4 protein-coding genes are annotated in these 11,425 nt (G+C 59.4%); all 4 read right to left on the reverse strand.

Annotated features, from left to right (window positions below):
• Positions 1-80: 80 nt before the first annotated feature.
• Complete coding sequence (locus ACIOVB_RS22855) at positions 81-2,897, reverse strand: RHS repeat domain-containing protein (protein ID WP_401271657.1); 2,817 nt, start codon at positions 2,895-2,897, stop codon at positions 81-83.
• 27 nt (positions 2,898-2,924) lie between these two features.
• Positions 2,925-5,561 carry an RHS repeat domain-containing protein gene (locus ACIOVB_RS22860; RefSeq protein WP_401271660.1) on the reverse strand — a complete coding sequence of 879 codons (2,637 nt, stop codon included), beginning with the start codon at positions 5,559-5,561 and terminating at the stop codon, positions 2,925-2,927.
• Between the two features lie 101 nt (positions 5,562-5,662).
• The gene (locus ACIOVB_RS22865) at positions 5,663-10,177 is read right to left on the reverse strand and encodes a SpvB/TcaC N-terminal domain-containing protein (protein WP_401271663.1); all 4,515 of its coding nucleotides are present in this window, start codon (positions 10,175-10,177) and stop codon (positions 5,663-5,665) included.
• Between the two features lie 200 nt (positions 10,178-10,377).
• Positions 10,378-11,425: FumA C-terminus/TtdB family hydratase beta subunit (locus tag ACIOVB_RS22870; protein WP_401271666.1), on the reverse strand; the 1,048-nt coding region annotated here is incomplete at its 5' end.

Genomic DNA, 11,425 nt, shown 5'->3' on the forward strand with positions numbered 1-11,425 from the left:
GGCAAACGGATGGCAGTCGGGCGGGCACGATAGCATGCAGTCCGCGATTTGATTTGACTCAACTGAAATGACGGATCTGTTTATTTAAGTATTGATTGAAGCTTCTTCAAGTTACCGACCGTTGCGGATGTGGCATCGGCCACGCTTTGTCGAGTATCACCGGGTGCGCTGCCGAAGATCTTTGAAAACATTCGATAGGTATGTATCGAATCTCGATTGGCGGCATCGAAACTGCTGTTCACTTCAGCCAGGCCCCTCTGCAATACGTCAATCAAACCGGGGACGTGTTGATTGAGTATTTCGAATTTCCCCTGCATCTCAGGGGTCATTCCATTTCTCGCCGATTCAATTTCATAGACGATTTCGGCGGCGCCCAGCAATGTACCGAGAATTGCACCGATCTCCGCCGAAACGGGAGTTCCGTTGGCTTTCATTGCGGCGGAGGCGACCGTTGTCGATACCCCCTTGAACCCTTTGAGCATGGTGAGCTCGGTGGGGTTCGTGGCCGCCTCGAAGGTTTTCTGGAATTTTTGATATCCGTAGGAACCCAGTGACGCGGTTTTGTATTCGCCTCTTTGCACAACCCTTGCCGGATCCAGTTTTCGGGATTTAAGGACGACTGAAGTCGAGAGGCCCTGTTTGTCTGCCACATAATCCAATGCCACGCCGGTCGCAGCCTTGGCGGCAAACCCAAGGGCGATGCCAAATGCTGTACCGACGGGTCCTGCGGCTGTGCCCAATAGTCCCCCCACCGCACCGACCCCGATGCCTACGCCATAACTGATCGCCTGCTTGGCAACGAAGGTTCCGACGCGTTTGGCAGCATTGGCCGCCAGTGCGTCCCCCGATTGCAGGTTTTTAACTTGCGATTCGACTGCTCTGACGCGCAGATCGATAATCTCCAGAATCTTCAGATGCCGATTTACGGCTTGGGAAAGCTGCATATTGGTGACATATACCTGCCGGTCGGCCGAGCTTTGCGCTTTCCGGGCATCACGTTGCTGCGTGGACTCCGAGAACCACTCGCGCATTTGACCTACATTGTCGATAAACACGATAGGGTTGTTGCCGACGAATCCGTACAGGTTAAGACCATCAACCGCCCCCGCCGGGTCGGCGCTGACCCAGCGTTGCAGCCACGGCGCGTAGTACCGTGCGCCGTAGTAGTAAAGGCCGCTGACGTCCATCTCCTTGCCGGAATAGCGGATGAATCTGTAGGTGACTTCGATCACTGATCGGGCAGCCATCCACGCCGTGGCGCCGAACGGGTAATAACCTTCGTGGCTGATCAGTTGCGCTTGCCCATCCAGCTCCATGGCGCACGAACCCAAATGGTCATCGAGGCTGTAGCGCAGTTGATCGATTTCGATTCCGTCAGGTTTTTTTTGCGCCCAATGCAGGCAACGCACATTGCCGACGCCGATGGAGAGGTTGATGACGTGAAGCTCTTCGCCGTTGTCCCTGGTACGGATCTCCAGTCCCGGCAGGTAAACCACTTGATGGAAGTGATCGGCGGTGTCGGTGAAGGTTTCGTGGCGTTTCAATACCCGCATGCCCTGGCTGTAGTGGTAGTACTCGGCGTCGTGGCGGCCGTCGTCGCGGTGAATCAGGATTACGCGCTGCAGTTGGTCGCGGGCGTTCCAGTTCAGCGGTTGGCCGGCTTGTACGTTCTGCTGGTTGCCGTGGCGGTCAAACACAGTGTCGAAGACGGGATCAGGGTCGCCCGGTTTCCATCGCGCGCCGCGATTGCTCAGCGGATCAATACGCATCTCCCGGGTCTGGCAGGCGCCTTCCCTTAAGTGGCACAACTTGATCAGGTTGCCAGCAGGGTCGTATTGGTAAGTCTGGGTGTAGTTGAGGCGGTTTTTCGGGTCGGTTGGTTGCGGCTGGCCCGGAATGTCCGAGAGTGGGCCGTCGTCGTAACCGGTCGCGCTGGTCAACTGGTACAGCGAGTCATAGGTGAAGTCTCGGTGGCCGTCGACGAGCTGGTTGGCGAAGTAGATTGGCTCGAAGGCATGGTCTTCGATAAGGGTAATATTGCCGACCTGATCGTAGAAATATTCGAAGCTTTGCAGGACCGGGCCGGCGCCTTTGCGACTGGACTGCGTTCGCAGGCGACCATCGCCCGGATCGTAGGTCCATTGGCTGATCACCCCGTTTCCAGTCTTTTGCTCGATGAGCTGACCTGCGGCGTTGTACTGCGCATCGAGAAGTACCGGTTGCCAGTCACTATCCCCACTCACTCGCAGTTGTACCTGTTTCAGTTGCCCGCCGAGACCATAAAGCGATTGCTGCTGATGGCCACCGGCATCATTGTGCGTAAGCACCACCCCCAGAGGACTGAAAACCTGTCGGCTGGTGAAGGCTTCGCCATCAGGCAGGGTACGGGTTTGCGTCAATGGCTGGCCGTCGATGGCGAAGCAGTCGGTACGCAGCGTACTTGAACGGTCTTTCACTTCCAGCAACTGACCGCGCTGGTTAAATTCCGCGTCGGCGTTGGCACCGGCGTAGGTAAAAGCATCGACATTGGCTTCAGCGTTTTCTTCAATCGTCACTACGCGCAACTGATTGTCGAAGGTTGTGCACCAACGGCCCTCGCGTGCGTCCCAGCGCTGCAGCGGTTCGCCGGCCAGTCCCGGTAGACTCAGGCGCCAGCCGCTGTCGACACTGTCGGACTTGAGCACTGCGCCGCCCAGGTCATAAACCGTAGTCAGGCAAGGAACCGGCAGGCGCGGATCCCACTGCGCTACCAGCCGTCCAGCCACATCATGTTGCTGACGGCTCACCAGAGGCGTGTCTGCGGTGACGGTACGCAAGTAGCCGACCTGGCGAACAGGCAGTCCGCGGCCATCGCTGACCGAAAGCGTTGGCGTGTGCCAATGCCCTGCCGGGTTCATGCACTGAGCCGCGCGTTGTTGATCATTTCAGGCTGCCTTTTTCTGCTTGGCTTGCGCTTGTTTCTTCAGATACTGGTTGTCTGTGGTGCTGTCATCCTTGTACCAGTTCACGAGTGTCTGGGTGCTTTCGATCATGCCCAGGACAACCTGACGTTGCTGTCGCAAGGTACTACGCCGGATTGGTTGATAATTTGAAGTGTGGGTCATGTGCGTCACATTGGGGATCAGTTCAAGGGGATTCACCGTATTTTGCTTCAAGCGTCCAAACGCCCATTCCGCGCCTGCCGAGCGCTCTTCGACGGCTCTTTTCCAACTATCGAGCATGGCTTCGATTTTCTGGATCTTCACCGGTGTCAGACGCATCTTGATGTCCTCGGCTTCCTGCACTCGCGAGCCCATGCTGAGCATGGCACTGACGCCGGGAACCACTGACCCTACGACGCGGTTCAGAAAAAAGCCGGCGCCTTCCTGTATCCAGTCTGTCGGTTCGTCCGAAGTGGCGATACCTATCTCTCGATCGATGGCGTCTACACTCATAGCCGACGTTTGCGGGATCAATGGCCTTATCAGGCTTGCGCTTGGAGTGAACTGAGTGAGCGTCCCTCCCGCCGTATCGCCGCCGATATTCCCGCCAACCAGACCTTGCGAATACATCGGTTTACTCTGCAGGGTGAGGTTGGCCATGTGCGGGTTATCGGGCAGGAGAAAGTCGAAGTTTTGGCTGCCGTAATAGCCACCGACGAAACCGATGAAGGCGTTGATAGACTCCCCCACCGTGTTTTTCAGCAGTTCTGTGCCGATGTTCTGCTGTTTGGCAATGTTCATCATCAGTTCCAGCGTGGTGGCTGCATGTCCGCCGAGCACGTTAATGAATTTTGAGTAATTGACAATGTCCTGCTTTTCTTTCTGCCTGCCATCCGTATCGATGTAGGACAACGGGTTGTTGCCGACAAACCCATACAAATTCAGCCCGTCCACATCCCCTGCCGGGTCGGCGCTGATCCAGCGCTGCAGCCAGGGCGCGTAAAAGCGTGCGCCGTAGTAATACAAACCGCTGACATCCATTTCCTTGCCCGAATAGCGGACGAATTTGTAACTCACCTCAATGGCCGATGCTGTGGCCATCCACGCCGTGGCGCCGAATGGGTAATAGCCTTCGTGGCTGATCACCTGTGCGCTCTGATCCAGTTCCATGACGCAGGAACCCAGGTGATCGTCGAGGCTGTAGCGCAGCTGATTGTCGTCGATGCCGCGCGGCGGATTTTTTGCCCAATGCAGGCAGCGTGCGTTGCCGACGCTGATGACGTGCAGTTCTTCGCCGTTGTCTTTGTTGCGAATCTCCAGGCCCGGCAAGTAGCGCACCTGATGAAAGTGTTCGGCGCTATCGGTAAAGAATTCATGCCGTTTGAACACCCGTGCGCCCTGGCTGTAGCGGTAATGTTCGGCATCGTCGCGACCGCCTTCGCGGTGTATCAGGGTCACGCCTTGCAGTTCGTCGCGGGCGTTCCATTGCAGGGGCTGGCCGGGTAGCAGTGCCAGCAAGTTGCCGTGGCGGTCAAACAAGGTGTCGAACACGGGATCGGGGTCGCCCGGTTTCCAGCGCACCCCGCGATTGCTCTGTGGATCAATGCGCATCTCCCTTGTCTGGTTGGCGCCAGCGCGTACGTGGCTCAACTTGATCAGATTGCCCCCGTGGTCGTATTGGTACGTCTGGGTGTAGTTGAGGCGGTTGTTCGAGTCGGTCGGCTTCGGCAGTCCCGGGATGTCCGAGAGCGGGCCGTCGTCGTAACCGCTGGTGCTGGTCAGTCGGTACTGCGAGTCGTAGGTGAACTCGCGGTGACCATCGACCAACTGGTTGGCGAAGTAAACCGGCTCGAAGGCGTGATCCTCAATACGCAGAAGGTTGCCGACGCGGTCGTAAAAATATTCTAAGTCTTGCAGCACCGGCCCGGCGTCTTGGCGGCTGGACTGCGTGCGCAAGCGGCCATCGGCGGGGTCGTACGCCCAGTAGCTGCGCACATGGTTACCGGCCAGTTGTTCGATGATCTGTCCGCTGGCGTTGTACTGCGCATCGAGCAACGGCGTTTGCCAGTCTGGCTCGCCATTGACCAGCAGCTTCACCTGCTGAAACTGCCCGGAGCGACCGTGGAACGATTGCTGGCGATGCCCTCCGGCGTCGATCTGTTCCAGCGTTGCGCCGAGGGCATTGAAAGACCGGCGACTGGTGAACGCTGCGCCATCGTGAAAAGTGCGGGTGTCTGCCAGTGGCTGGCCGCCCAGGGCAAAGCTGTCCGTGCGCAGCGTACCGGAGCGATCTTGCTGCTCCAGCAACTGCCCGCGCAGATTGTATTGCTTGTCGGCGGTGGCATCGGCATAGGTAAAAAGATCGACGCCTGCTTCGCCGTTTTCCTCGAGCGCCACCACCCGCAACTGAGCGTCGAAAATCGTGTGCCAATGGTTGCCGCGCGCGTCCCAGCGCTCCAGCGGTTCACCCGCCAGCCCCGGCAGATTCAGGCGCCACCCGGCGTCGACACTGTCGACTTTCAGCACCTGGCCAGCCAACCCGTAAACCGTTGATAGGTTCGGCTCGGACAAGCGCGGGTCCCATTGCGCCACGCTACGTCCATTCACGTCGTGACGCTGACGGGTTATCAGCGCAGTCACGGGTTCACCGGCAACGCTGCGCAAATATTCGATCTGACGAACTGCCAGACCCCGTCCCTCACTCACCGTGAGTGAGGGCGTGCGCCAATGCACGGAGGCGTTCAACGCCGTGATGTCCGCTTCGGCGGCACCGGTTCAGCGGTGTCGTTGAAGTCTTCGCTGGCGTGGTACCACGGATGATAGGTCTCACGGGAGAAGTCGCCCTTGGCGTTGAGCAATTTGACCGCACGCCCCAACGGGTCATAGAACAGCTGATCGAAGTACCCCAGATCGTGCAGCGACTGGTCGTTGATGTAACCGTGGGCATTGGCAAAAAACGGCCGGAACTGGCGCACCGCCAAGCCTTTGTTGTTGTATTCGACACGCTCGCTGACGCGCCACCGTGGATTGGCTTGTACTTCAACGAACTTGCCGTCTTCAACGATCAGCGAGCCGTCGGTGTCCACCGCATAGGCCAGGCCGGGTTCAACCAACTGCTGGGATTGCAGCGCTCGACCAAAGCCGTCGACGCAGGCCTTGGTGATGTGGATCTGTGCCGGCACGGCGTCATCGGGGTAGCGGTCGGCGCTGAGGACGACGCTGTGTACCGGCTCGCGTCGGGTTGTTGCGATCGCCTCGAGCAAGTGCTGTTCTGTCGCCGTCAGATTGCCGATTCGCGCGAGTCGCCGGCGGGCGCTGGCACGAATATGGCCGCTGGGCAGGAGGTAACCGTTGGCGATCCATTCGCCGCTGGCGCGGTTGTCGGGCGGGATCTGCCCCATCCAGCTGAACAAGTCCTTGCGCAAGGTGCTGGCGGCTTTTTGCAGCGCCTCTTGCGGATCGTCAATCGCGGTATCCGGGCGATGGTCCTCGGGTCGGCGGTATTCGCTCAACGGTTTGAAACCGGCAGGCATCCCGTTTTCCGTACCGTGGAAACTGGTGGCCAGTGGTTGGCCGGAGGGTTCGTAAATCGCCTCCTCGACATTCTCGTTGGCATCGATGATGCGCAGCGGTTGCAGCGCGTGGTAGTCGTATTCGACCTGGGTGGTGCAACCATCCGGCAACTCGACGCGGGTGATCGCCAGCCGAAAGTCGTCGTGTTCGGCGCGGGTTACGCCATGGCTCGGGGTTTCGTGGTAGCCGTGTACCTGGTGAAACCCTTTGAGGTCGGCGTACTCGGCGTAGCCGAATGTCGATGACCATAGATTTTCTTCGGCATCGTCCGGCTCTACCTCAAACAGCAACGGCATGGCGGTGTAACCGATTTTTTTCAGTTCGACACGGATATCGAACGGCGGCGGCAGCACGTTGTAGGCGTCCAGTGCGGTCTTGTCCAACTGCGCCAATTCCAGTGGCCCGGCCAGTGCTTCGAACTCGGCGACACCGTCGTCCAGCGGCGAGCCGTCCGCCTGCACATAACGCTGCACCGACTGTGTCGTCAGGACTCGTTGAGTGTTCCAGTGCGGCGAATCCTGATGCAAAGCCAGTTGCTCGAAACACACCTCACTCGCGGACAGTCCCTCAGGCAGTGGGCCTTTTGGCAAGACCAGCGCGTTGCCACGCTGTTGCCACGGCAGGCCCAGTCGCCACTGTTGGGGATTACTGTCGAGGTTGATGTATCGCGCGCGGGTTTCGCTGATGTAGAAGGATTGCTGCGCCTCGTCATGAGCGTCGCGCCACCACTGTTGTTCATCGGGATCGCTGAACGGCGGCGTGTCCGAGTCGACAAGCCTGCGGGCGTAGCTCACGGCCAACGCATGGGTCGACAGACCGAAGTCGTTCCAGCGCAGATTGACCTCATGACGGCACAGCGGATCGTCGATAAACCGGTCGTACTGGTAGCTGATTTTTTCCAGTACCAGCGGCAGCAACACAGCTGCCGCATATGGCCCTTTGGGCCGGACTTCGCGCACCAGATAACGTAGCTCTTGCACCGCATAAGGCGTGGCAATGCCAGGCTGATCCATATCCGCATCGGCATAGGTTTCGATGCGGGTGATCGAGCCGACCAGCGCTCGGGCTATCTGGTATTCACTGTCGGCGTCATGCGGCGCGATGGGCTCATCGATTTCGTCGCCGGCGTGGTAACGGCTGAACAGTGTGGTGCCCAGTGCGACGGCTTGCGCATCCTCATTGAAATAGCTATCACGCGCCCGATCCATTGACTGCCCGGTGTGGAACCAGGTGCAGACCCGAACCGGTTCGCTGAAGCCGACGTCATCATCGCCCGTGGCGCTTTCACTATCGGTTTGCTGCAACAGTCCGAAACCGCGGAACTCGCGTTCCTGGCCGTCGTAAACCCCTTCGCACCAAGTGAAAGACTGGGTCAGGCAGTTGCCGGTGACTTCATCCAGTTGCAGTTGTTTTTTGACCACCGCCACCGGGAACGGCAAGTGCGAAACCGGCAGACGCTTGAGCTTGAGCATCCGCTGTTTTTCATCCAGCCATTCCTGGGCGGAACTGCGATACACCACACTGGCGCTGCAACCCATGTTGTTGTTGCTGGCCGTCAGCAAATAGGGTTTGGCCGCGACGAAATCGTAGCGCCAGTGCTGCGGTGCGAGGTGCGGCACCGTCAGTATCAGGCTGGCACAGCCCAAACCTTGCAGGTCGGCGAAGCTCACCTGGCACAGGCGGTCATAACGCACACCTTGCGGCCAGGGCACGATCACCGGGATCTGTTCCAGCCCGTTGCCGCCGCGGTTCAGATAGATCTCGAACACATCGGACTTCAGATAGATCAGCGCCGGTGCCCCACAGCCATCGAGGTCGGCGAGGCGTACCCGCGATGAATCGAATTGCTCGTATGTGAAGGGCAGGTCACTGATCTTGCGACCTTCACCAAACCGGCCGTGACCCAGGTTCGGCCAGCAGCGGATTTCGTCATGACGAATGCGGCACAGTTCGGGCATGTCGCTGCCCAGCAGATTGCCGAGCAGCACCAGTTCAGTGGGCGAGTCGCTGAATAATGGCAAGCGGTCATCGGGTGGTGAATGCGGCACCTCTTCGGCCCGGGCGAACCCTTGCTCTCGCTGGTTGGCGTACAGGCGCACCGAGTTCGGGCCGATCAGGGCAATCGAGCTGAGGCCGTCACCGCTGAGATCCGCCAGTTGCACCAGCGTGTGGAAAAACTCCAGCGGAAACGCGTTGAACGGCACGAAATCGGCGAAGTTGCGTTGCGCATTCAGCGTGCGAAACCCGCTGGCGCCCGGTTGTGCGGTGATCCAGTCGAGACGTCCGTCACCGGTCAGATCGGTCAGCCATTGCATTACCGGCCGATTGCGATCAGCCAGTGGAATCCTGTCCAGCGCGGTCCATGGTCCATAGCTGATTTCATCACCACCTACTTTTGCGCGTAGCGGTTCGCGGTAGTACCAGCCTTGGTCATAGCGGCAGAGAAACCCCGGCACACCTTCGCCGTAGAGGTCAACGCACTGGTAGAACCCGCCGTCTTCGACGCCCGGTTGCGTGTCTGTTGCCAGCAGGCGTGTCGGGGTTTTATTGATTTCGAAGGCTGAGTAGTCGAACTCCACCGGCGGCGTGTTTTCCACGTAACCGCTGGCATCGAAGGCTTGATAGTGGGCGGCGCTGATCTGACTGAACGCCCACTGCGTCATTCTTTGAAGGTCGTGATATTCCAGCAGCAGACGCCGAACCAGCAGAGGTTTGTCGCCCGGGGCTGTGGGGAAGTGATGAAACATCAGTACTTGCCGACAGAGCCGACGGGTGCCCACTTCAAAGCCCTGGCCATAGGTTGAAAAGGGATCCGGGCGCCGGGGCCACGGCAACAGTGTGGCGCCGTCGTAAACCGGGACTTCAGTCAGCGACGTAGTGCGCTCGCCGTAGTCGAAGATCAGCTGAAAATGCCAATCCGGTTGGGCCGCGTCCTCCGCCTCCCAGGCATACAATTTCTTGCTCGCCGTGAAGTTGCCGTAGCACACCCGCTCCAGATAGCGCTGGGCGCTGTAGTCATGGATCGGGTCGGGATCCTGATCATCGGCCTTGTACCGATAACAGATGTGTTCGCCGCGCGTGTTCATGCTTTCGCAGAGCAGCCAGGCGCCGACACGGCCCTGAGTCTGTGGGTCTTCACGGCGTGAGGCGGCTGTTTTGCCGTAGACGTGCAACGAACCATCGGCACCGTGTATCAGCCAGAAACCAGGCGTTGCGGCCTCCTTCGAAGCAGGCTCTCGTTGCCAGTATTCACGCAGGGAAAAGTCCCCCTCAACCCGCGGCCAGTAGCGCACCACACGGTGTAGGCCGATGTTCTCGCTGTCATAAGTGGATTCATGGCGGGACTTGATTGTGCCGTCGGCTTCCAGCTCCGGCATCCACACTTCGCCGTCATGGCCGATGATCTCGTCGTGTTCGGTGTAGCGCGGTACGCCCTTGTTGGTGCGCCGGCTGATCTGACTGAGGGCAAGTCCCCAGCCAATCCCGAACGGGCCATTACCGGTCTGGCTGCTGTAAGTCAGCGACAGTTGCGGATCCCAGCCACGCCCGGCGGACAGTGGCATCGGCAGCTCGAACGACGCTGCGCCGGTCGGCCCGACGGCCCCCCAACTTTTACCGATGGTGGCAATCGACGAACTCTTGGCAATGGAAGGTGTGGTGATGTTCAGTTCCTGATCGGCCATGGTCTTGTCCGTTGCGCACGCGGAGGGCGAGGGTGGACTGACGCTATCAAGAACCGGGCAGCACGTAACCTGTCAGACCTGACAGGTGCGCAAGACCGATTTGTATGCATGGGCGATGTTTTTATCGCCAAATCATTGAATAAACAAAAAGGCCGGCCCGTCGTATGACGGGCCGGCCTTTTTTTACAGCGTTAAAGCGCTTACTGCACTTCGACCGCCAGGCTTTCGCTGATCTTCTTTTGCCAGATCGCAGGACCGGTGATGTGTACCGACTCACCGTTGCTGTCCACCGCTACGGTGACCGGCATGTCCTTGACCTCAAACTCGTAGATCGCTTCCATGCCCAGTTCGGCGAATGCCAGCACCTTGGACTTCTTGATGGCCTGGGCCACCAGATAAGCGGCGCCGCCAACGGCCATCAGGTACACAGCCTTGTTGTCCTTGATCGCTTCGATTGCGGTCGGGCCGCGCTCGGACTTGCCGATCATGCCCAGCAGGCCGGTTTGCTCAAGGATCTGACGGGTGAACTTGTCCATCCGCGTAGCGGTGGTCGGGCCAGCCGGGCCAACCACTTCGTCACCGACCGGATCAACCGGGCCGACGTAGTAGATGAAGCGACCTTTCAGATCGACCGGCAGGGTTTCACCTTTGTTGAGCATCTCGACCATGCGCTTGTGCGCCGCGTCGCGACCGGTGAGCATCTTGCCGTTGAGCAGCACGGTTTCGCCCGGCTTCCAGCTCTGCACGTCTTCCGGGGTCAGCGTGTCGAGGTTAACGCGACGGGCCGACGGGCCGGCTTCCCAGACGATTTCCGGGTAGGCGTCCAGCGGTGGCGCTTCCAGCGAGGCCGGGCCGGAGCCGTCGAGCACGAAGTGCGCGTGACGGGTGGCAGCGCAGTTCGGGATCATGCACACCGGCAGCGAAGCGGCGTGGGTCGGGTAATCCATGATCTTCACGTCGAGCACGGTGGTCAGGCCACCGAGGCCCTGGGCGCCGATGCCCAACTGGTTGACCTTCTCGAACAGCTCCAGGCGCATCTCTTCAATGCGGTTCTGTGGGCCACGGGCTTTCAGCTCGTGAATGTCGATGGATTCCATCAACACTTCTTTAGCCATGACAGCGGCTTTCTCGGCGGTGCCGCCGATGCCGATGCCCAGCATGCCCGGTGGGCACCAGCCGGCGCCCATGGTCGGAACGGTCTTGAGCACCCAGTCAACGATCGAGTCGGACGGGTTGAGCATGGCCATT

The organism is Pseudomonas sp. NPDC087639 (assembly GCF_044743385.1).
Classification (GTDB): Bacteria; Pseudomonadota; Gammaproteobacteria; order Pseudomonadales; family Pseudomonadaceae; genus Aquipseudomonas.

Excerpts from the sequence above, each read along its gene's own strand:
- ACIOVB_RS22865 (WP_401271663.1), bottom strand. The coding sequence starts at position 10,177 with ATGGCCGATCAGGAACTGAACATCACCACACCTTCCATTGCCAAGAGT.
- ACIOVB_RS22855 (WP_401271657.1), bottom strand. The coding sequence starts at position 2,897 with ATGAACCCGGCAGGGCATTGGCACACGCCAACGCTTTCGGTCAGCGAT.